The following is a 21,829-nucleotide window of genomic DNA, read 5'->3' as shown; positions in this document are numbered from 1 at the left end:
CTGCCGTTGCCATCGTCAGCAGTGATTACATCGGAGGCGTGAAGCCGTCCTTGCCGACCGCGACACCGCGTGCCGACTTGCCGTCATCGGCCGGGAACAGCACGACCTTCGCACCGGCTTTCAGCTCGCTGCGCTGGCCCGGTTCAACGTAGGCGATCGGCACGTCTTCCGGCACCACTAACTGCTTCTCGCCGCCCTTGTACTGAACGGTCAGTGTGCGGCCGTTGGCCTTGGACAGCGTGCCGACGGTGCCATTGGTCATGGTGCCGGTGCTGCCGTCGGCGTTTTCCCAACCATAGTGACCTTCGCCGCTGCCCTTCAGGCTGGCTTCGAACACCGTGACTTCAAGCGCTTTCAGCGTTCCGTCGGCCTGTGGGATGGCGGCCGAGCCGACAAAGCTGTCAGCCTTGATGGTTTCCAGATCGGCCTTGGACACCAGGCGGATACCGGTTTTGTCGGTCAGCTGAATGCTCTGGTGCTGACCGGCGCGAGTGGTGAAATTCAGCGTATCGGCCTGGAGGCTGTCGACGGTGCCGCGCATCGGCTTGACCACCGGCATGTCGGCGGCCTGAGTCATGACAGCGGCGCTGAGCAGGAGCAGGCCAAACGTTGTGGACAGTGCAGTCTTCATCGGTAATTCCTTGGCAGAGGGGTCTGGACGCATCTTTACACCGCTACCGGCACCGCAGAATGACCGGGCAATGACATTTTTGTCATTCGCCGGACACCTTCCCGGCAACTGGTTAGACTTCGGCATCGGCGCGCTGAGGGCGCCTGCAGAGCGTAGCGGACATCACGATGCATATCCTTCTGATCGAAGACGACACCAAGACCGGGGAGTACCTGAAGAAGGGCCTGGGCGAATCCGGCTATAAAGTCGACTGGACTCAGCACGGTGCCGACGGCCTGCACCTGGCGCTGGAAAACCGCTACGACCTGATTGTGCTCGACGTGATGCTGCCCGGCATCGACGGCTGGCAAATCATCGAAGTACTGCGCGCCCGCCAGGACGTACCGGTGCTGTTTCTGACCGCCCGCGATCAATTGCAGGACCGCATTCGCGGGCTGGAACTGGGGGCCGACGACTACCTGGTCAAGCCGTTCTCGTTCACCGAACTGCTGCTGCGCATCCGCACCATCCTGCGCCGTGGCGTGGTGCGCGAAGCCGATCATTTTCATCTGGCCGACCTTGAACTGGACCTGCTGCGTCGCCGGGTCACGCGTCAGCAACAGGTGATCGTGCTGACCAACAAGGAGTTCGCCCTGCTGCATCTGTTCCTGCGTCGCGAAGGCGATGTGCTGTCGCGCACCCAGATTGCCTCGGAGGTCTGGGACATGAATTTCGACAGCGACACCAACGTCGTGGATGTCGCCATCAAGCGCCTGCGCAGCAAGATTGACCTGCCCTACCCGGTCAAGCTCATCCACACCGTGCGCGGCATCGGTTATGTGTGCGAGGTGCGGCCATGCAGCGCAGACGCCAACCTTCCCTGACCCTGCGCTCGACCCTGGCGTTTGCGCTGGTGGCGATGCTCACGGTCGGCGGTGCCGGACTTTACCTGTATCGATCAATCGAACAGACCGTGATGCAGCGCTCCGACCATGCCGTGCTGGCGCGTCTGGATCACTTTCGCAAACTGCTGCGCTACGACCTGACCATGGACAACCTCAAGGGCAGCCCGCAACTGTTCGAGAACATGCTCGACAGCGAGGAAGACATCTTCATCATTGGCGAACCGGGCAAGCCGCCGGTGATCTCGGTCAACCCGCAACGTGCGCCATTGCCGGAGCTGCCGACCGTGGCCCAGGATCAGCCGTTGCGTGCCGAAGACTTGCGAAGCGGCATGAGCCTGCAAGGCGTGCCCTTGCGTGCGGCGGCTGTTCAAGTGATGTCCAATGGCGTTGAGGTGCGCTTGCAGGCCGCGCACCTGATGGTCAAGGAAATGGCCATGCTCGCGACGTTCCGCGAGCGTATCTATGCGGCCGTGGCGCTGGCCTTTCTGGTCACCGCCCTGCTCGGCTATGTGCTGCTTCGGCGCGGTCTGCGGCCACTGCGCAGAATGGCCGCGCATGCCGCTGCCATCACCCCCGCCAGCCTGCACAGCCGACTGGACAGCCAGGACACTCCCGTCGAACTGCAACAACTGAGCGATGCGTTCAATGCCATGCTCGACCGCCTGGATGACGGCTATCGTCGCCTGACCCAGTTTTCCGCCGATCTGGCCCACGAGATCCGCACGCCGGTGGGATCGCTGATGGGCCATTGCCAGGTCGCATTGCGCCAGAACCGCAGTGCCGACGAGTATCAGGCGTTGCTGGCCTCCAACCTGGAAGAGCTGGAACGGATCTCACGGCTGGTGGAAAGCATCCTGTTTCTGGCCCGGGCCGACGAAGCCCAGTCTGCGCTGGAGCGCAAACCGCTGGACCTGAACGTTGAGCTGCACCGAGTGGCGGGCTATTTCGAAGGGCTGGCCGAAGAACGCAACATGATCCTGACGCCCAGTGGTCAGGGCACCGTGCAGGCCGACCCCATTCTGCTGCGCCGCGCGTTGAGCAATCTGGTCGCCAATGCCATCCGCTATGCAGACGAGAACAGCGAGGTCCTGATGCGCGTTGCTGCGCTCGAAGGACACTGGAAAATCGACGTGGAAAATCAGGGGCCGGACCTGCCGCACGCCAGCCTGACGCGCCTGTTCGACCGTTTCTATCGCGGTGATGCCTCACGCCATCAACGCTCGGACTCCAACGGTCTGGGGCTGGCCATCGTGGCCGCGATCATGCACCTGCACGGCGGTCGGGCCGAGGTTGCGCAACCCGCCGCCGGGCGTATCTGTTTCAGCCTGATATTTCCGGCGACGTGACGGGACCTGCCAGCCGGATCATTTCTTCTCGTGGGCAATGGCCAGCTTGTAGAACGTCGCCGAACCGCCCTCAGTGGTGTAACCGGTGTTGTCCTGGGTGTAGACCCCGGCCTTGAAGTAGAACAGCTTGGTGCTCCACGCCGAATCGAGCTTGGCCACCCAGACAGCATCGAAGGCGTTGACGGTCAGATCTCCCGACGGCGACAGGTTGATCGCGTAGTTGAACCGGTGATTGAGCGGCACGCCCTGGGCAATCGTGATGACTTCGATTTCCGAGTCCGGGGTACGGCGAAACTTGGCGACGATGTTGCCGGTCTGCAATTTCTCCTTGTACTGATACTCCACTTTCAGCAGCGGCTCGGTGCTCTGGTAGCAATGGATCTGGCCGATCACGATCTTGCCGCTGGACGGCACCTGGTCGACTTCCAGCGTGGCACGCAGAAAATTGTCGGCGCTGGAGTAGTTCCAGTTGAACGCCCTGCCATCAGACGTCGTTTCGCGCAGCTCGGAACGGGGGTACTTGGCGTTCTCTGTTGTAGAACCCGTCACAGGCGCCCAGAAGAACAGTGTATCGCCGGAGCGAAAATAACCATCCTGATAACCCTTCATCAGTTTCGGGGTTTCGATGATGGTCGCGGGCGTCCCGACGGGGACGGACAGATTCCAGGTGGCAAGATCGATCATGGCGTTGCTCGCAAGGTGCGCGTCGCGCATCAGCAGAAGGGCTCTGGAACGGGCGCTCTGGCCCGTTCGGTTCAACCAGACTATCGGCTGAATCGTTTATTTTTTAAACAACATCGACAAAGCATTGGCGCCAATAAAACGTCAAATTATGGCTGAAGCCACTATTTTGATGTCAATTTTGAGAAGAGAGCCATTTGCCATCTTTGAGCTGAACGCATCGGTCTGAGCGGACCTTGTCATTTCGACAAGGCGTCATTTTTTTGAAGGAGGACCTCGAAAATCGATTGTCGGCCAAGCTACTTACCGACGAACGGTAGGTATTATTTTTATAAAAGAGGAACTTTTCCCGGGTTTGGCTTACTACGCACGACCGTTTATCGCTGTATTGCGACCGACATCACATCCCAGAGGCCTTGAGAATCTGCAAGGCACCGCTGAGCGATTCGAGGTTGACTGAAACAAGTTGTTACGGGATATTAGTTAGCAAGCTACTAATATCCTCGCTAACAATATCGCTCCTAACTAAATTTCAGGTTGTTTTCCATGTCTGTCGATGCGCTTCACAGGGCGATCAGCAGCGGTCTGGTTGCGGCATCACGCCACTGGCGACGCAACTGCCAGACCACGCTGATCACCTACGGTATTTCCGAAGCCTGCGCGGGGCCCTTGCTGGCCATTGCGCGGTTGGGAGATGGCGTGCATCAGGTCAAAGTGGCGCATGCCGCAGGAATGGAAAGCCCGACCCTGGTCCGCCTGCTGGATCAGTTGTGCAAGGCCGGTATCGTCCGCCGCACCGAAGACCCCAACGACCGTCGTGCCAAAGCCCTGAGCCTGACCGACAAGGGCCGCGAGTTGGCCGGCTCGATTGAAACCGAGCTGACGCGCTTGCGTGCCGACGTTCTGAAGAACCTCGACCCTGAAGACCTTGACGCGGCACTACGGGTGTTCCAGGCGTTTTCCGAAGCCGGACACGCTGATAACGGGGCGCAGGCATGAAGGGCTTCTTCTCCAGTGTGCCGCCGGCACGCGACTGGTTCTATGGCGTACGCACCTTCGGCGCCTCGATGCTGGCCCTCTATATTGCGTTGCTGATGGAAATGCCGCGCCCCTACTGGGCCATGGCCACCGTCTACATCGTGTCCAGCCCGTTCGTGGGCCCGACCAGCTCCAAGGCGCTGTATCGCGCTGCCGGTACGCTGGCAGGCGCTGCGGCGTCGGTGCTGCTGGTGCCGATGTTCGTCCAGACGCCGTTCCTGCTGGCAGTGGTGGTCGGGTTATGGACCGGCACGCTGCTGTTTCTGTCCCTGCACCTGCGCACGGCCAACAGCTACGCGCTGATGCTGGCGGGTTACACCCTGCCGTTGATCTCGCTACCCGTGGTGGACAACCCGCAGGCGGTGTTCGAGATCGCGGTGTCGCGGACCGAAGAGATCTTTCTGGGCATCATCTGCGCCGCCGTGGTCGGTGCGATGTTCTGGCCAAGACGCCTGGCCCCGGTGTTTCAGGCGACCACGGAAAAGTGGTTCAGCGATGCTGCGAGCTACAGCGAACACTTCCTCAGCCGCACCTGCCAGCCTGAAGAGATCGGCACACTGCGCAACTCGATGGTTGGCAGCTTCAACTCGCTGGAAATGATGATTGGCCAATTGAGCCACGAAGGTGCCCGTAGACAGACCGTGCGCAATGCCCACGAACTGCGCGGCCGCATGATTCATCTGCTGCCGGTCATCGACGCCCTCGACGACGCGCTGTGGGCGCTGGAACGGCGCACGCCGGAGCTGCTCGCCAGCCTGTCGCCCCTGCTACTGCAAACCCGCGACTGGCTGGCCGACACCGCCAACGGTCCACAACTGGAACAATGGCAGCAATTGCATCGATCCATGGAGCATCTGCAGCCGAACTCCGCCCAACTGGACGACCGCGATCAGCTGCTGCTGTCCAACGTGCTATTCCGGCTGGGCGAATGGATCGACCTGTGGCAGGACTGCCGCTCCTTGCAATATGCGATCAAGACCGACGATCAATCGCAATGGCGCGCGGTGTACCGCCACTGGCGTCTGGGTCGGCTGACACCTTTTCTCGACCGTGGCCTGATGCTGTATTCCGTGGCCTCGACCGTGCTGGCGATCATCGTCGCTTCAGTGCTGTGGATTCTGCTGGGGTGGAAGGATGGCGCAAGTGCCGTGGCACTGGCCGCCGTGTCGTGCAGCTTCTTCGCCGCCATGGACGACCCTGCGCCGCAGATCTATCGGTTCTTTTTCTGGACCATGCTGTCGGTGGTATTCGCCAGCCTGTACCTGTTCGTGGTGCTGCCCAACCTGCATGACTTTCCGATGCTGGTGCTGGCGTTTTCGGTGCCCTTCATCTGCGTAGGTACGCTGACCGTACAGCCGCGCTTCTTTCTGGGGACGCTGCTGACCATCGTCAACACCTCGTCTTTCATCAGCATCCAGAGCGCCTACGATGCGGACTTTCTGAATTTCCTCAACTCCAATCTGGCCGGGCCCGCAGGTCTGCTGTTTGCCTTTATCTGGACCCTGGTGTTCCGTCCGTTCGGTGTGGACCTGGCAGTCAAGCGCCTGACCCGCTTCAGCTGGCGCGACATCGCCAGCCTCAGCGAAGACTCGACCCTGGCCGAACACCGGCGCATGGGCGTGCAGATGCTTGATCGTCTGATGCAGCAACTGCCGCGCCTGACGCTGACCGCGCAGGACACCGGCATCGCGCTGCGTGAACTGCGCGTCGCGTTGAATATGCTCGACCTGCTCGCCTACACCCGCCGCGCGACGCCACAGGCTCAGGTGTTATTGCGCCAGGTGATCGACGAAGTCAGCGGCTATTTCCGGCACTGCACCAGGGCTGGCGAGCGTCTGCCTGCACCACGGGGCCTGCTGATACTCATGGACCGCGCACGTCGCTCGCTGACCGATCAGGACATGAGCAACGACCCGGCCCGCGTCCACCTGCTACACGCGCTCAGCGGCCTGCGTCTGGCTCTGCTGCCGGGTGTGGAGATCGTTACCGTGGCCGACGAGCTGACCGAACAACTGCCGCACAACATCGATGGAGCGCCTTTATGATCGGCGATCTGGACGTCAGCGGGATCTTTATTCCCACCTTTCTGGCCATGATGGGCATCGCCTATCTCATATTTCTCGGCGTGCATGCTGTGCTGTCGCGCGCCCACTTCTACCGCCTGGTCTGGCACCGGGCTTTGTTCAACGTAGGTCTATACGCTTTGTTGCTCGGCGCCGTGGATACTCTCAGTCGATACCTGATGACATGAAAAAACCGATACTGACTCTGGGCCGCGTGGTCCTGACCCTGCTGGTGGTGACGCTGGCCGCCGTCGTCGTCTGGCGCATGGTGATGTACTACATGTATGCACCCTGGACCCGCGACGGGCACATTCGCGCTGACATCGTACAGATCGCTCCGGACGTGTCCGGGCTGATCCAGAAGGTCGAGGTCACCGACAACCAGCCGGTGCAAAAAGGCCAAGTGTTGTTCACCATCGATCAGGATCGCTTCCGACTGGCCTTGCGCCAGGCCCAGGCCACCGTCGCCGAACGCCAGGAAACCTGGGAACAGGCGCGCCGCGAGAACAAGCGTAACCGTGGGCTCGGCAATCTCGTGGCACGCGAGCAACTGGAAGAAAGCCAGTCCCGCGAAGCGCGTGCATTATCGGCGCTGGGCGAGGCCCGTGTGGCGGTGGACGCCGCGCAACTGAACCTGGACCGCTCGGTGATCAGGAGCCCGGTGGCCGGCTATCTCAACGACCGTGCTCCACGCGAGCATGAGTTCGTCAGTGCCGGACGCCCGGTGTTGTCGGTGGTGGATACCGCCTCGTTCCACATTGACGGCTACTTCGAAGAAACCAAACTCGATGGCATTCATGTCGGCCAGGGCGTGGACATTCGGGTCATTGGAGACAACGCGCGGCTGACCGGTCACGTGGTCAGCATCGTCGCCGGCATCGAAGACCGCGACCGTACCAGCGGCTCGAACCTGCTGCCCAACGTCAACCCGGCCTTCAGTTGGGTGCGGCTGGCCCAGCGCATTCCGGTGCGTATTGCCTTTGACGATGTGCCGAAGGATTTCCGCATGATCGCCGGGCGCACTGCGACGGTGTCGATCATCGAAGACACCGGGGAGGCCACACGATGAAACGGGCTCCTCGCCTGATGGTGTTGGGTTTCAGCGCCCTGTTGTCGGCCTGCCAGATAGTCGGGCCAGACTATGAATTGCCCAAGGATGGCGCGATCAATCGCCCGGATTTGCAGGGCGAACTGGCGGGCCAGTCGGTGAACACCGTGTCGGCGCCGGTGCCCGCGCATTGGTGGCGGCTGTATCGGGACCCGAAACTGGATGAGTTGGTACGCCAGGCTATGGCGTCGAACACTGACCTGCGCATCGCCGCCGCCAACCTGCAACGGTCACGCTATCAGGGTGCCGAAGCCGATGCCGCAGGTGGTTTCACCCACAGTGCCAAAGTCGGCGCGCAGCGCTTGCAGGAGTCGGGTGAAGCCTTTCTGCTGCCCGATAAGGTGCCCGTGGCCAATGTCGGCGATATCGGCCTGACCACCTCCTATCAGTTCGATCTGTTCGGCACCCTGCAGCGTGGCATCGAAGCCGCGCAGGCCAACATCGACGCGAGTCAGGCGGCGGCAGATACGGCCCGGATCACCGTGGTTGCCGACGTGGTACGCGCCTACACGCAGGTGTGCGCCGCCAATGAAGAGCACGACATCGCCCGCGAATCGCTGGACCTGCAACAGCAGAGCGTCAAGCTGAACCAACGCCTGCGCGATGCGGGGCGTGGCGATGAAACCCAGGTCACCCGCTCCCAGACCCAGTTCAAATCTCTGCGCGCCGAACTGCCGCGTTACGAAGCGCAGCGTCAGGCTGCACTGTTCCGGCTGTCGATGCTGCTGGCCCGGCCTGTCGAGCAATTGCCTGCAGGCATCAGCACCTGCAATGAACTGCCGCACATCGCGCAGGTGATGCCGGTAGGCGATGGCGCCGCACTGCTCAAGCGCCGCCCGGACATTCGTCAGGCCGAGCGACATCTGGCGATGTCCACGGCGCAGATCGGCGTTGCGACCGGCGAGCTGTACCCGGACATCAGCATCGGCGCGAATATCGGCACCGTTGGCATGATCGAGAACCTGGGCAAACCGGCGGCCAATCGCTGGGGCTTCGGACCGCTGCTGAGCTGGACCATCCCGTCCAACGGCTCACGCGCCCGCATTCATCAGGCCGAAGCCTCGGCACAGGCGTCACTGGCCCGTTTCGACGGTGTGGTGCTCAACGCCATCCGCGAAACCCAGACAGGTCTGGCCCAATACACCGCCCTGCTCGACCGCCGCGACGCCCTGAAAGATGCTGAACAGTCGGCAAAAGAGGCTGCGGACCAGACCCACCGCTTCTACCAGGCCGGCCGGGCCTCATTCCTTGCCGACCTGCAGGCCACCCGCACCTACACCGACGTCCGCGCTCAACTGGCCGAAGCCAACACCGAGGTCGCCATGGGCCAGATCAACCTGTTCCTGGCGCTGGGTGGCGGTTGGGAGAAGGATGAGGTAGCGGGCCAATAACCGCCCTGCGTTCGTTTGAGTCTGTGGTGCGGAGCATGGGCACGATGAGTTGACATCACAACTTGCACTCCAGCCCCCATTGCTCCTAGGCTCAGCCGATCTCTGACTCGGAATGCACCATGGACACCTATCTCAGCCGCCGCGAGCGGCTGCATATCGTTATTTTCGAGGCCGACACGCCCGCCGGGCGGCGCTTCGACAAGGTCTTGCTGGTCCTCATCCTGCTCAGTCTGCTGGTCACGATCATCGACAGCATCGAGCGCATTCATCGCGACTACTCACAGGTGTTCGCGTGGGTGGAATGGGGCTTCACGCTGATTTTCGCCATCGAGTACGCCCTGCGTCTGTATTGCTCGCCCCGACCGCTCAAATACGCCTTCAGCTTTTACGGGCTGGTCGACCTGCTGGCCATCGTGCCGGGTGTGCTGGCAATCTACTACAGCGATGCACAGTACCTGCTGATCGTGCGGATCATCCGTATGCTGCGGATCTTCCGGGTATTGAAACTCGGCACGTACCTGCGTCAGGCCAACTACCTGCTTTCAGCATTACGGGGAAGCAAGCAGAAAATCATCGTGTTTCTGGTCGCCGTGTCGACGCTGGTCACGGTGTTCGGCACCTTGATGTATGTGATCGAAGGCCCGGAACATGGCTTCACCAGCATTCCCAAGGGCATCTATTGGGCTATCGTCACCCTGACGACAGTGGGCTTCGGCGATATCGTCCCCAAGACGCCAGTCGGTCAGATGCTCTCTTCGCTGGTGATGATCACCGGTTACTCGATCATCGCGGTGCCCACCGGTATATTCACTGCCGAGCTGGCCAATGCCATGCGCGGCGAACAGTTGAAGCATGACTGCCCGGTGTGCGCGAAGACATTCCATGAGCATGGTGCCGCGTTCTGCTCACGGTGTGGCAATCAGCTTTTTCCCAGAGAAGTCAATCAGGCATAAGCACAGACGTTTTTGGTATTTAGGCACCGGGATGCGCGACTGATAGTGTCGCGGCATTGAGCCATCAGACAACAATGACCCTCCTTTCAAGGACTTTGCAGTGAACAGACTTTTCGCCGCTTCGCTACTGGCCGCAGGCCTGGCCCTTTCCAGCGCCGCCCAGGCAGCACCGACGCTGCTCAACGTTTCCTATGACGTGATGCGCGACTTCTACAAGGACTACAACAGTGCCTTCCAGAAGCACTGGAAAGCGGAGAAAAACGAAGACGTGACCGTGCAGATGTCCTTCGGCGGGTCGAGCAAGCAGGCGCGTTCGGTCATCGACGGCCTGCCGGCTGACGTGATCACCATGAACATGGCCACCGACATCAATGCTCTGGCCGACAACGGTGAGCTGGTGCCAAAGGACTGGGTCAGCCGTCTGCCGAACAACAGCGCACCCTTCACGTCCGCCACCGTGTTCATCGTGCGCAAGGGCAACCCGAAAGCGCTGAAAGACTGGCCGGACCTGATCAAGGACGGCGTGGAAGTCATCGTGCCCAACCCCAAGACCTCGGGTAACGGTCGTTATACCTACCTGTCGGCATGGGGCTACACCCTGAAGAACGGCGGCGATGAACAAGCGGCGAAGGAGTTTGTCGGCAAGCTGTTCAAGCATGTGCCGGTACTCGACACCGGGGGTCGTGGCGCGACGACCACCTTCATGACCAACCAGATCGGCGATGTGCTGGTGACCTTTGAAAACGAGGCCGAGATGATCGCCCGCGAGTTCGGCCGTGATCAGTTCGAAGTGGTCTACCCGTCCGTGTCGGCAGAAGCCGAACCGCCGGTGAGCGTGGTGGACAAGGTCGTGGACCGCAAGAAATCCCGCGTTCTGGCCGAGGAATACCTGAAGTACCTGTGGTCGCCGGAAGGTCAGGAAATCGCCGCCAACAACTACCTGCGTCCGCGTGACCCGGCGATTCTGGCCAAGTACAAGGACCGCTTCCCGAAAGTGGACTTCCTGTCGGTGGAGAAAACCTTCGGTGACTGGCGCACCGTGCAAAAGACCCACTTCATCGACGGTGGCGTGTTCGACCAGGTGTATTCAGGCAAATAAGCCGCCCCGCGCAATGCAAAACGGCGACCTTCAAGGTCGCCGTTTTCATGTGCGGCATTCAGTTGCTGAACTGACGCCCCAGCCCTGCCGGCACGCCGCTGGCGTCGGTCGGCTGCCACGGGCCGTTCGGGCTGGTCGACCAGCTCCAGCCGTTATTCCACTGGTAGTAAGTACGCTGGCGATAGAACGTGTTGCTCTGGTCGTCCATCACGTACACGCCCATGCGCGCATCCCAATGGCTGTTGCCGCCCGGCGGTGGCGCGAAGCTGGCCGATGTTTTCGGGCCTGTGGAAGGTGCCTTGACGGGGGGTTTGTTCGGTGTCGGCGTCGGACGCGGAGCGCCGGGCTGCTGACCACCGGGTAATGACTGAATCGGCTCCTGGCTCGTCGGGGCCGGTGGCTGAACCGCACAGGCGCTCAAGCCCAGGGCAAGACCCAACAAGGTGATACGTGCAGTGCGATACATAAGCGCTCTCTTCTTCTCTGGCTGTCTATTTATCAGGGCTGTCGATGATCAGCGCCTGCTGCGCCCCGCTGTCGCTGGCCAGTGGCTGGCTGCGACCGACCCACTCACCGCGGGTCGGTTGCCCTGCGCGGGACACGCGAGCTACCAGTTGGACTTGCGGGAAGTTCGACAGTTTCAGCTGCGGCATCATTGCGTCGGCATCGCTGAGTTCGACCTCGGCGGGCAGCTCGCCAACCGTGATGCGTTTGACCGCCAAAGGCGCCGGCGGGCCATCGATAGCGCGGACGAAAATGAACACACTGTCACGTGGCTGAACCTTGTCTTTCAAGGCGGGCGCCAGATCGACCCGCACTTTTATCGAGGCAGGCCTGTTGACAGCCAGCGCCGGTTTCGCTCCTGCGTTCAGGTTGTCTCTGGCACGGGCGATTCCACCTTCCAATGCAGAACGCGATGGATCCTGCGCAGGCAGTGCGTTCAGCAGCCGGGTCCAGTAATCGACCGCCGCCTGATAGCGCTCGGTTTCAAATGCCGCGATGCCCAGCAACCCCAGGCTGGTGACTTCTTCAGGATCCGCCTTGAGCGCTTCGTCGGTCAGGGCCTGCACCTGGGGCGTGAAATGCTTGTCGCTGGCGAAATACAGCGCCTGCGCCCATTGCCCCAGCAGTTCGGGAGGCCGGCCGGCCAGCGCTGCGGCGCGTTCGAACAGGCGTGCCGCATCGCCCGGACGGTTCTGAGCCATATAGCTGCGGGCCAGAAAATACAGGCTTTCGGAAGAATCGGGCTGAGCCTGCACGGCGCGTTCCAGACGCCGGGTCATGTCGGCCAGCGACGTGGGCGGCTGAGAGAATTCGCGGCTCAGTTCGACCCTGTCACTGGCCCCAAGCTGCAGATAGGCCCCCATGCCCAGCACCGGGACCAACACCGCCGCCAGCAACAGCCAGGGCTTGCCAAGCCGCGCGGTTCGAGCCTTTTCAGCACCCTCGGTGTCGGCCAGCAGCTCCCGCGCGGCTTCGTCACGCGCATTCTGCACCAGCGCGGCTGTAAGAACGCCCTCTTCCTGCTGGCCTTGCAACTCGCTGAGCCGTTCCTGATACAGCGCAACGTTCAGCGCCGTACGGTCCTCTTCACGCTGTGCACGCTGCCCGCGCAGCACCGGGATCAGCAGGAAACCCAGCGCCACCAGCAGCAACAGCCCGGTTGCCATCCAGAAATCGATCATTTTCGGTGTTCATCCAGCAAATGGGCGAGGCGTTGCCGCTCCTCATCGGACAGCGTATCGACTTGCCCGGCAGTCAGGTTGCGACGTCGTCTGACGATCACCGCCATCACCACCAGCCCTCCGAACAGCAAGCCTGCCGGACCGAACCACAACAGCCAGGTTCTGGCGGTCAGCGCCGGTTTATAGCGCACGAAATCGCCGTAGCGATCGACCATGAAGTCGATAATCTGCTGATTGCTCCGGCCGTCGCCCAGCATGCGGTAGATCTCCTTGCGCAAGTCGGCGGCAATCGGCGCATTGGAATCGGCGATATCCTGATTCTGGCACTTGGGGCACCGCAGCTCGCGGGTCAGCTCGGCATAGCGGGCGCGCTCGGCATCGTCGCGAAAGGTGTAAGCGTCGATGGCTGACTGAGCGATGCCGCTGAGCGCCAGCCCGATCACCAACAACACAGCGCTTGACAAGCGGCTCATGGTCTCGCCTCGTCCACCAGCGCCTGATACAGCCCGGCAAGTTGCTCACGCCAGACGGTATCGTCGATGACACCGACGTACTTGTGACGAATAACCCCCCTGGCATCGATCAGAAAGGTTTCCGGCGCGCCGTACACGCCCAGGTTCAAGCCCAGCGAGCCTTCGTCATCACGAATGTTGAGGCGATAGGGATCATGAAAATCCTTGAGCCATTTCAGCGCGTCGGCGTTGGTGTCCTTGTAGTTGACGCCGTAGATCAGCACGCCCTGCTGCGCCAGCCGGTTGAGCACCGGGTGTTCTACGCGACAGGCGATGCACCAGGTTGCCCAGACATTGACCAGCGCGGGCTTGCCCAACAGATCGGCGCGGGTCAGGGTGCGTTCGCTCTGCACTTCACGCAGGGAAAACTCGGGGAATGGCTTGTCGATCAGCGCCGAAGGCAACTCGGCAGGGTCCAGGTACAAGCCGCGAAACAGAACGGCTGCCACGCCGAGAAAGACCACCAGTGGCAACACCATGATCCAGCGCTTCATGCGGTGGCCTCCGACAGGCCCAGTGCGTCACGCACCCGGCCTTTGACCTTGACGCGATAACGTCGGTCGGTGGCCGCCAGCACGCCGCCCAACCCGGTCAGCAGGCCGCCGAACCAGATCCAGCGAACAAAGGGCTTCACATGCACCCGCACCGCCCAGGCGCCATCGGTCAGCGGCTCGCCCAGCGCGACATAAAGATCGCGGCTGAAACCGGCATCGATGCCCGCCTCAGTCATCACCGATTGCTGCACGGTGTACAGGCGTTTCTCCGGGTGCAATGCCGTGACCTGTTCGCCATCACGCAGAACCCGGATCGTGCCGCGGTCCGAGGTAAAATTCGGCCCTTCGTAGTGCCTGGCGCCTTCGAACACGAACACGTAGCCGCCCAGTTCGACGGACTGGCCGGGTGCCAGACGCAGGTCGCGTTCGACGCTGTTCTGGCTCGAGAGCACCACGCCCAGCGCGCACACGGCAATGCCAAGGTGCGCCAGTTGCATGCCCCAGTAACTGCGGTGCAAGCTGCGTGCGCCCTTGATCAGGCCCTTGTGCCGCGTTTTATCGAGCAGATCGCGCGCGCCCGCCAGCAGCACCCAGGCCGCCAGCATGAAGGTGGCCAGAACCGCCCACTGGAAATCACCCAGCGCCAGCCCGGCGATCACCGCCAGTACCGCGCTGCCGATCAATACCGGGGCCAGCATGCCAAGCAGCCATCTGACCGGCGTGTCTTTCCAGCGCACCAGTACGCCCACCGCCATCACGACCATCAACAGGCCCATCAACGGCACGAACAGCGCGTTGAAATACGGCGGACCCACCGACATCTTCGCGCCGCTCATGGCATCGACCACCAACGGATACAGCGTGCCGAGCAGAATCATCGAGGCCGCGACCACCAGCACCAGATTATTGCCCAGCAGCAGCGTCTCCCGCGACCACAGACCAAAACCGACCTGGCTTTTCACCACGGGCGCACGGATGGCGAACAAGGTCAGCGAGCCGCCCACCACCATCAACAGGAAGATCAGGATGAATACCCCTCGGGCCGGGTCGGAGGCGAACGCATGCACCGAGGTCAGCACCCCGGACCGCACCAGAAAGGTTCCCAGCAGACTCAGAGAAAACGCAGCGATGGCCAGCAACACGGTCCAGCTCTTGAACACGCCGCGCTTTTCGGTAACCGCCAGTGAATGAATCAAGGCTGTGCCCACCAGCCAGGGCATGAACGAGGCGTTTTCCACAGGGTCCCAGAACCACCAGCCGCCCCAGCCCAATTCGTAATAGGCCCACCACGAACCCAGGGTGATGCCGACGCCGAGAAAGGCCCAGGCCACCAGCGTCCAGGGTCGAGACCAGCGTGCCCAGGCGGCGTCCAGTCGCCCGCCGAGCAAGGCCGCGATGGCAAAGGCGAAGGCCACGGAAAAACCGACATAGCCCATGTACAGCATCGGCGGATGCACGATCAAGCCGATGTCCTGCAACAACGGATTCAGATCGCGGCCGTTGGCTGGCATCTGCGGCAAAAGCCGCGCAAACGGATTGGAGGTCAGGATCAGGAACGACAGAAAGCCGAGGCTGATCATGCCCATCACTGCCAGCACCCGCGCCAGCATCACCTGCGGCAATTGTCGGGAGAACACCGATACGGCAAAGGTCCAGCCGCCCAGAATCAGTGCCCAGAGCAGCAGCGAGCCTTCGTGCGCGCCCCACACGGCACTGAACTTGTAGAACCAGGGCAGCGCCGTGTTGGAGTTCTGCGCAACGTAAGCGACTGAGAAGTCGTCGATCATGAAGGCGTGGGTCAGGCAACCGAAGGCAAAGATCAGAAAGCTGAACTGGCCCCACGCCGCGGGACGCGCCAGGCTCATCCACAGCGGGTCGCCGCGCCATGCGCCGACCAGAGGAATGACGGCCTGCACGAGGGCAAAGCCCAGCGCGAGAATCATGGCCAGATGGCCGAGTTCGGGAATCATCGATCAACCCTGTTTCGATAGGGTGGAAGGCGCAGCAGGTGCGGCCTGGCCGCTGTCGCGCAACGCCTTGGTCACTTCCGGCGGCATGTACTTCTCGTCGTGCTTGGCCAGCACTTCGTCGGCCACCACCTCGCCTTGTGCGTTCAACCGGCCCAGCGCGACGATGCCCTGCCCTTCGCGGAACAGGTCCGGCAAGATGCCACGGTAGGTGATGGTCACCGACTTGTTGAAATCGGTCACCACAAAGCGCACGTCCAGCGAGTCGGCCGAACGTTGCAACGAACCCTTTTCGACCATGCCCCCCGCCCGGATGCGTGTGTCGACAGGCGCTTCGCCATTGGCAATCTGGCTCGGTGTGTAGAACAGATTGATGTTTTCCTGCAGCGCACCGAGGGCCAGCGTCAGGGCCAGACCGATGCCTGACATGATGGCCAGAATCATCAACAGGCGCTTTCTGCGCAGCGGTTTCACGTGCGTTTCTCCCGACGCACACGACGCGCCTCGTGTTGCAGATGACGGCGACGCGCCGCCACCGGCAGCGCCACATTAACCAGCAGCACCAGCAGACAGAAGCCATACGCCGACCAGACGAACAGGCCATGGCGGCCCATGGCCAGAAAATCGCCGAACGAATCAAAACTCACGATGCGCGCTCCGATTCACCGAGGCTGCGCAGGATCTCGGCCTGCACCCACTGGGTACGCGATTCGCGCCGCAACACCTCAAGGCGCATGCGCATCAGCAGCACGGCACCAAAGAAGCAATAAAACCCCAGTGTGGTGAACAACAAGGGCAGCCACATTTGCGCAGGCATGGCCGGTTTTTCCGTGAGGCTGAACGTCGCGCCCTGATGCAGCGTGTTCCACCATTCGACTGAATATTTGATGATCGGGATGTTCACCACCCCGACAATCGCCAGTACCGCACAGGCCTTGGCCGCGCTGTCACGATTGTTGATGGCATTGCCCAGCGCGATCAGGCCAAAGTATAGAAACAGCAGAATCAGCATCGAGGTCAGCCGCGCATCCCACACCCACCAGGCGCCCCAGGTTGGCTTGCCCCAGATCGCACCGGTCGCCAGCGCCAGCGCGGTCATCCATGCGCCAACGGGCGCGGCCGATTGCAGGGCAACGTCCGCCAGTTTGATCTTCCACACCAGCCCGATCACGCCACAGATCGCCAGCATCACGTAGCAGGACTGCGCCAGCATCGCGGCGGGCACGTGGATATAAATGATGCGAAAGCTGTTGCCCTGCTGATAATCCGGCGGCGCGAACGCCAGCCCCCAGACCACACCGATGCCAATCAGCAACCACGCCGCGATGCTCAACCACGGCAGCAGGCGTGTGCTGAGGCCGTAGAAGACTTTCGGCGAGCCAAGCCGGTGCAACCAGGCCCAACCGATGCTGCTCTTTTTAAGGGAATCGCTTTTCATCACGGTGCATCCAGGGTCTTACCGGGCGCCTGACAGGCAGGCCCCGGAACCTCAATTATTCGCCGACACTGATCTTCAGGCCAGCGGCTATCGCAAAAGGTGTCAGGGTAACCGCAAGTGCGGTCAGGCTGCCCAGCCACAGCAGATGACCGGTTGTAGGCATGCCTTGCAAGGCAGCCTGCAACGCGCCGCTGCCCAGAATCAGCACCGGGATGTACAGCGGCAGAATCAGCAGCGCCAGCAACAGTCCGCCACGTTTGAGCCCGACGGTGAGCGCGGCACCCACGGCACCCAGCAGGCTCAACACCGGAGTGCCCAGCAGCAGCGACAGCATCAGCACCGGCACGCAGCGTCCCGGCAAACCCAGCATCAAGGCCAGTAGAGGCGCGACCAGCACCAGCGCCAGCCCGGAAAAGATCCAGTGTGCCAGCACCTTGACCAGAACCAGAAGGGCCAGAGGGTGCGGCGAAAGGACCCACTGCTCCAGCGATCCGTCCTCGAAATCACTGCGAAACAGCCCGTCCAGCGAGAGCAGGACGGCCAACAGCGCCGCCACCCAGACCAGTCCCGGTGACAAGGTTTGCAACAATTGCGTCTCCGGCCCGACAGCCAGCGGAAATAACGCAATCACGATGGCGAAGAACACCAGCGGATTGGCCAGCGCTGCCGGACGCCGCGCCAGGAGTCGTGCCTCGCGCTGCAGCAACAGGATGAACACCCTGCTCATACCGGCCCGCTTCCCGGATTCAGTTGTCGATAACCGGCAGGCTTGAGGTCCAGGACATGATGAGTGGTCAGCACCACCGCGCCACCCCGCTCGCAGTGTTCAGCCAGACAGGCTTCCAACTGGTTGATGCCCTGCTGGTCCAGCGCAGTGAACGGTTCGTCGAGTATCCAGATCGGCGGACCCGGCAGGTAAAGGCGAGCCAGCGCAACACGACGTTGCTGTCCGGCCGACAAGGTATGGCAAGGCACGTCTTCGAAACCGCTCAACCCGACGGTTTTCAACGCCTGATCGAAATCGGCAGGCTCGCCGCCCCCCTGCAGCGCATACAGCCAGGACAGATTTTCCAGTGGCGTCAACAACTCCTTGAGCCCCGGCGCATGGCCGATCCACAACAGGAGACCGGCCAGCTCCGGGCGCTGACGATCAAGCGCAACGCCGTTGAGCATGACCTGCCCTTCTGTCGGCTGCATCAGCCCGCACAGCAACCGTAACAGGCTGGTCTTGCCGCTGCCATTGGGGCCGCAGACCTGCAGCATGTCGCCAGCCTGCAGCGTCAGATCAAGGTTCTCGAACAACAGCCGTCCGTCGCGCTCACAGGTCAGCGCAGTGGCATGCAGAAGAGGCGTCGCAGCAGTCATCGAGCGCTTCCAGTATCGCGTTGTCTCGAAATGCGCCGAAAACAGCACAAACGGAGGAAGTGACAGTTCAAGTAGAGCATCATGCGGCCGTTACATGAAGGGAACTTAATGACGGCCAGAACGCTTTGGGTCGGTAGTATACATACGAGTCCTGACACCCAAGGGGCAATTTCTCAGGTCGGATATTCAATGACAGGCGATATCACCAGCGTTCCCGCAGCGGTCCCGACGACTGCACAGCTACGCGCCAGCATCACCCAGGCGCAGGTCCTGACGTTGCTGCAGGCGTCGGCCCAGTTGATACCGGAAGGCCAGACCGCCGAAGCCGAAGTGCTGACCCTCAAGCAGGTCGACCAGAACTTCCAGTTACTGCTCAAACTGATACTCGCCAACGGCACCCAGACCAACCTGCCCGTCAGCAGCGCCGTGCCTTTCACGCCCGGCAGCCTGTTACAACTGACGCAGGCCTCGCCCAACGAGTTGACGCTGACCTTGCAGCAACTCAACAGCGCGCTGAAAAATTCGCTGACCAGCATCGATACACGGCAAATGCCTATAGGCACGCTTTTGCAGGGCAAGGTGTTGACGACTCAAGTGATCGCTCAAGCGGTCAGCCAGTTGGCCAACCTGCCTGCGCCCCCCGCAACCGCTGCGCCAGCCACCTATCGCTCTATCGTGATGCTGCTGAACACTGCACTGGCCGGCTCCAGCCTGACCATCGACAGCCCGCAGCCCTTGAAGGTCGGCAGTCTGCTCAGCGCTCAGGTGCAGGGCAATCAGGCCTTGAACTTTGTCGCCCTGCCCGGCCGTTTCGATCAACTGGCCGTGGCACAGCAACTGGCCACCCAGCAGAGCCGTCAGGGCTCACTGGAAAACCTGTTCAATGCGCTGCAAAACCTGCCGCGCAACAGTCCGGCGATCAGCGCGCCGTTGCAGGCCAGCATCAACCAGTTGCTGGACGACATCCCGGATATCGAACAGATGACCTCGCCCAGAACCGTCGCCCAGGCCCTCAACGCCAGCGGCCTGTTTCTGGAAGCGAAACTGCAGGCGGGCATGAACCCTATGCAGGTGCCGGACCTGAAGGCCAGCCTGACCCGCCTGATCGCGCAGATCCTGCCGGGTCTGCCGGACAACACCACCTATAACGCAGCCGCGGCGTCCAATACCCTGGCGCGGGTCATGCCCAACGCCATTCGCAACGCACTGGGCACTCTAGGGCTGGTGGCAGCGCGTACCCAGCCAAGCGTCTTTCCGCTGCCATCACGCTCGGTCAGCGGTGGCGAAAAGGAAGAGGACCTGGAAATCCTTCTCAAGCTCGCCGCAGCCGCCGTTTCACGCGTGCAAAGCCATCAACTTGGCGGGCTGGACCAGACCCGCACCAACGCAGACGGCACGCAGGTCACCACCTGGCAAATGGAAGTACCGATGCGCAACGCCCACGACATCGTGCCGTTGCAGGTCAAAGTGCAGCGCGAGGACACGCCGGACGAAGAAGCCACGCATGAAAAGGCTGATGGTGACGTTCAGGAAACACGGGAAAAGCTCTGGAAGGTCGATCTGGCGTTCGATCTCGAACCGCTGGGGCCGATGCAGGTACACGCCCAGCTGTTGCGCGGCACGTTATCAAGCCAGCTATGGGCGGAGCGGCCCGACAGCGCAGCGTTGATCGGCCAGGAACTGGGCCATCTGCGCGAGCGGCTGATCGCCTGCGGCCTGGCCGTCGGCGAACTGGCCTGCAACCACGGGACGCCACCCCAGGGTCCGCGAACGGCTCTGGAACAACGCTGGATTGACGAGAACGCCTGATGACCCGAACCGACGACACACCGCGCCAGGCGATCGCACTCAGCTACGACGGGCAAAGCGCTCCGACCCTGAGCGCCAAGGGCGACGACCAACTGGCCGAAGCCATTCTGGACATCGCCCGCGAATACGAAGTCCCCATCTACGAAAACGCTGAACTGGTCAAACTGCTCGCCCGCCTGGAACTGGGCGACAGCATCCCCGAGCCGCTGTACCGCACCATCGCTGAAATCATCGCGTTTGCCTGGCATTTGCGGGGCAAGTTTCCCAAAGGTCAGGACCCGGATGCACCGCCGGTGGAGCGGGATATTACGCCGCGTCGGTGAGGCAGGTCAGGTCATCGCGAAATAGTCTTGCGGCTCGTCTCTTGAGTGAAGGAAGGTCGGGCATGGATCTCAAATGGGTGTTTACTTAAGTCACGAGTATTTTTTGGAGAGCTTCGTGATGGATCACACTGCACGCAAGAACACTCATGCCAACCCGATTTCAGCAGAACTGCGATGTAAGCGCTCAGATACCGGGCTGATTTCATTGATCCCGGTACGCAGGGATTTGAAATTCGATTTGCCCCCTGATCGCGTCACGAACTGGCACGGCGGCTGCGTTCAGACCACCCATCTGTTCAACACCATTTCCATCATCACACCGCTGGCTGAGCGATATGTGATTGAGGGGCTGCATCAGTTCCGAAACAGCATTGACGACGCTGATCTGATCGAAAAAATCGACGGACTCGTGGCTCAAGAAGCCATTCATACCCGCGAACATCGGCGCTATAACGCACTGCTTGATCAGGCCGGGCTGCCCGTAGAGGAAGTCATGCGGTGGTGGCAAACGTTATTCGACGTGACTCGCAGAACATGGGTGGCCCCATGGTTCAGACTGGCTGCAATCATGATGCTTGAACATCACACCGCCGCTGCCTCCTCAAGGCTACTGAAAATGCCCTGGTTTCTGGAAGACAGCGTGGAAGGTTATCGGGAGCTGTTGACCTGGCATTCTCTGGAAGAAATCGAGCACAAGTCGGTCTCATTCGAAGCGTGGGAGCAGGTGGTGAAACCGGGGTGGCGACATTACGTCTACCGCACCTTCACAACTCTGGTCATAAGCCCGCCGTTCTGGATAGCGTTTTACGCCTCGTTGTTTCGAGTGCTGCAGATGGACAAGCGGTCTGCCAAACCGCTCATGGGTTACTGGCATCTGTTCATGCTGATGTTCGGCCCGAGGGGGCTGATCACTTCCAACGCATGGGTATGGATCCGGTATTTCCTTCCCGGTTATCACCCATGGAAGGAAGACAACAGCGAAGCACTGGCATGTGCTATGAAGGCGTTGATAAAACGCCGCACAGCACGTTGATGAAAAGAC

24 protein-coding genes are annotated in these 21,829 nt (G+C 61.4%); 12 read left to right on the top strand and 12 right to left on the bottom strand.

What is annotated here, in order from left to right; genetic code table 11:
- Positions 1-25: 25 nt before the first annotated feature.
- A complete protein-coding gene (locus tag JTJ32_RS03700) occupies positions 26-631 on the bottom strand; it encodes a hypothetical protein (protein WP_088235590.1) in 606 nt (201 codons plus the stop codon).
- A gap of 167 nt (positions 632-798) precedes the next feature.
- Here JTJ32_RS03700 and JTJ32_RS03695 point away from each other — a divergent pair, with 167 nt between their 5' ends.
- Both JTJ32_RS03695 and JTJ32_RS03690 read left to right on the top strand, forming a co-directional pair.
- A complete protein-coding gene (locus JTJ32_RS03695) occupies positions 799-1,494 on the top strand; it encodes a heavy metal response regulator transcription factor (RefSeq protein ID WP_004883845.1) in 696 nt (231 codons plus the stop codon).
- Positions 1,467-2,861, top strand: a complete 1,395-nt coding sequence (locus JTJ32_RS03690; RefSeq protein WP_210040924.1) for a heavy metal sensor histidine kinase — start codon at positions 1,467-1,469, stop codon at positions 2,859-2,861. The genes JTJ32_RS03695 and JTJ32_RS03690 overlap by 28 nt, the downstream gene beginning before the upstream one ends.
- 18 nt (positions 2,862-2,879) lie before the next feature.
- Here JTJ32_RS03690 and JTJ32_RS03685 read toward each other — a convergent pair whose 3' ends face one another.
- Positions 2,880-3,545, bottom strand: a complete 666-nt coding sequence (locus JTJ32_RS03685; protein WP_099228527.1) for a polysaccharide lyase family 7 protein — start codon at positions 3,543-3,545, stop codon at positions 2,880-2,882.
- Between the two features lie 543 nt (positions 3,546-4,088).
- Here JTJ32_RS03685 and JTJ32_RS03680 point away from each other — a divergent pair.
- From JTJ32_RS03680 to JTJ32_RS03650, 7 genes are all read left to right on the top strand, one after another.
- Positions 4,089-4,541 (top strand): MarR family winged helix-turn-helix transcriptional regulator, encoded by a 453-nt coding sequence (locus JTJ32_RS03680; RefSeq protein ID WP_099228341.1) that lies wholly within the window; start codon positions 4,089-4,091, stop codon positions 4,539-4,541.
- Positions 4,538-6,625, top strand: a complete 2,088-nt coding sequence (locus JTJ32_RS03675) for an FUSC family protein (RefSeq protein ID WP_210040922.1) — start codon at positions 4,538-4,540, stop codon at positions 6,623-6,625. Before JTJ32_RS03680 ends, JTJ32_RS03675 begins: the two co-directional genes overlap by 4 nt.
- On the top strand, positions 6,622-6,831 hold the full coding sequence (locus JTJ32_RS03670) for a DUF1656 domain-containing protein (protein WP_099228339.1): 210 nt from the start codon (positions 6,622-6,624) through the stop codon (positions 6,829-6,831). The genes JTJ32_RS03675 and JTJ32_RS03670 overlap by 4 nt, the downstream gene beginning before the upstream one ends.
- Entirely contained in the window at positions 6,828-7,712 is an 885-nt protein-coding gene (locus tag JTJ32_RS03665) for an efflux RND transporter periplasmic adaptor subunit (RefSeq protein WP_184319734.1), read from the top strand. The genes JTJ32_RS03670 and JTJ32_RS03665 overlap by 4 nt, the downstream gene beginning before the upstream one ends.
- Positions 7,709-9,142 carry an efflux transporter outer membrane subunit gene (locus tag JTJ32_RS03660; protein ID WP_210040920.1) on the top strand — a complete coding sequence of 478 codons (1,434 nt, stop codon included), beginning with the start codon at positions 7,709-7,711 and terminating at the stop codon, positions 9,140-9,142. The genes JTJ32_RS03665 and JTJ32_RS03660 overlap by 4 nt, the downstream gene beginning before the upstream one ends.
- 119 nt (positions 9,143-9,261) lie before the next feature.
- Positions 9,262-10,095 carry an ion transporter gene (locus tag JTJ32_RS03655; protein ID WP_210040918.1) on the top strand — a complete coding sequence of 278 codons (834 nt, stop codon included), beginning with the start codon at positions 9,262-9,264 and terminating at the stop codon, positions 10,093-10,095.
- 100 nt (positions 10,096-10,195) lie between these two features.
- A complete protein-coding gene (locus JTJ32_RS03650) occupies positions 10,196-11,194 on the top strand; it encodes a sulfate ABC transporter substrate-binding protein (protein WP_099228335.1) in 999 nt (332 codons plus the stop codon).
- A gap of 58 nt (positions 11,195-11,252) precedes the next feature.
- Here JTJ32_RS03650 and JTJ32_RS03645 read toward each other — a convergent pair whose 3' ends face one another.
- From JTJ32_RS03645 to ccmA, 10 genes are read right to left on the bottom strand one after another with little or no spacing between them, the layout of a single operon-like run.
- Entirely contained in the window at positions 11,253-11,660 is a 408-nt protein-coding gene (locus tag JTJ32_RS03645; protein ID WP_099228334.1) for a hypothetical protein, read from the bottom strand.
- A 25-nt stretch (positions 11,661-11,685) separates the two neighbouring features.
- Positions 11,686-12,879 carry a c-type cytochrome biogenesis protein CcmI gene (gene ccmI / locus JTJ32_RS03640; RefSeq protein WP_210040916.1) on the bottom strand — a complete coding sequence of 398 codons (1,194 nt, stop codon included), beginning with the start codon at positions 12,877-12,879 and terminating at the stop codon, positions 11,686-11,688.
- Positions 12,876-13,352, bottom strand: coding sequence for a cytochrome c-type biogenesis protein (locus JTJ32_RS03635; protein ID WP_236059156.1), 477 nt, complete (start codon positions 13,350-13,352; stop codon positions 12,876-12,878). The genes ccmI and JTJ32_RS03635 overlap by 4 nt, the downstream gene beginning before the upstream one ends.
- Positions 13,349-13,885: a DsbE family thiol:disulfide interchange protein gene (locus tag JTJ32_RS03630; protein WP_210040914.1), complete on the bottom strand. Its 537-nt coding sequence runs from the start codon at positions 13,883-13,885 to the stop codon at positions 13,349-13,351. Before JTJ32_RS03630 ends, JTJ32_RS03635 begins: the two co-directional genes overlap by 4 nt.
- A complete protein-coding gene (locus tag JTJ32_RS03625) occupies positions 13,882-15,855 on the bottom strand; it encodes a heme lyase CcmF/NrfE family subunit (protein WP_210040912.1) in 1,974 nt (657 codons plus the stop codon). The genes JTJ32_RS03630 and JTJ32_RS03625 overlap by 4 nt, the downstream gene beginning before the upstream one ends.
- A gap of 3 nt (positions 15,856-15,858) precedes the next feature.
- Positions 15,859-16,326: a cytochrome c maturation protein CcmE gene (gene ccmE / locus JTJ32_RS03620; protein WP_210040910.1), complete on the bottom strand. Its 468-nt coding sequence runs from the start codon at positions 16,324-16,326 to the stop codon at positions 15,859-15,861.
- Complete coding sequence (gene ccmD, locus JTJ32_RS03615; RefSeq protein WP_210040908.1) at positions 16,323-16,499, bottom strand: heme exporter protein CcmD; 177 nt, start codon at positions 16,497-16,499, stop codon at positions 16,323-16,325. Before ccmD ends, ccmE begins: the two co-directional genes overlap by 4 nt.
- Entirely contained in the window at positions 16,496-17,290 is a 795-nt protein-coding gene (locus tag JTJ32_RS03610) for a heme ABC transporter permease (protein ID WP_210040906.1), read from the bottom strand. Before JTJ32_RS03610 ends, ccmD begins: the two co-directional genes overlap by 4 nt.
- 55 nt (positions 17,291-17,345) lie before the next feature.
- Positions 17,346-18,017 carry a heme exporter protein CcmB gene (ccmB, locus tag JTJ32_RS03605; protein ID WP_184319714.1) on the bottom strand — a complete coding sequence of 224 codons (672 nt, stop codon included), beginning with the start codon at positions 18,015-18,017 and terminating at the stop codon, positions 17,346-17,348.
- Positions 18,014-18,655: a cytochrome c biogenesis heme-transporting ATPase CcmA gene (ccmA, locus tag JTJ32_RS03600; RefSeq protein ID WP_210040904.1), complete on the bottom strand. Its 642-nt coding sequence runs from the start codon at positions 18,653-18,655 to the stop codon at positions 18,014-18,016. Before ccmA ends, ccmB begins: the two co-directional genes overlap by 4 nt.
- A 189-nt stretch (positions 18,656-18,844) precedes the next feature.
- Between ccmA and fliK the strand changes: the two genes are divergently transcribed.
- The 3 genes from fliK (at position 18,845) to JTJ32_RS03585 (ending at position 21,820) form a co-directional block, all read left to right on the top strand.
- Positions 18,845-20,464 carry a flagellar hook-length control protein FliK gene (gene fliK, locus JTJ32_RS03595; protein ID WP_210040903.1) on the top strand — a complete coding sequence of 540 codons (1,620 nt, stop codon included), beginning with the start codon at positions 18,845-18,847 and terminating at the stop codon, positions 20,462-20,464.
- Positions 20,464-20,787 (top strand): EscU/YscU/HrcU family type III secretion system export apparatus switch protein, encoded by a 324-nt coding sequence (locus JTJ32_RS03590; RefSeq protein ID WP_210040901.1) that lies wholly within the window; start codon positions 20,464-20,466, stop codon positions 20,785-20,787. The genes fliK and JTJ32_RS03590 overlap by 1 nt, the downstream gene beginning before the upstream one ends.
- A 73-nt stretch (positions 20,788-20,860) precedes the next feature.
- Positions 20,861-21,820: a metal-dependent hydrolase gene (locus JTJ32_RS03585; RefSeq protein ID WP_236059155.1), complete on the top strand. Its 960-nt coding sequence runs from the start codon at positions 20,861-20,863 to the stop codon at positions 21,818-21,820.
- Positions 21,821-21,829: the final 9 nt, after the last annotated feature.

It is taken from the genome of Pseudomonas alliivorans, assembly GCF_017826695.1.
Taxonomy (GTDB): Bacteria; Pseudomonadota; Gammaproteobacteria; order Pseudomonadales; family Pseudomonadaceae; genus Aquipseudomonas; species Aquipseudomonas alliivorans.
Note: the sequence above shows the minus strand (reverse complement) of the source record. Positions and strands in the feature narration are given on the sequence as shown.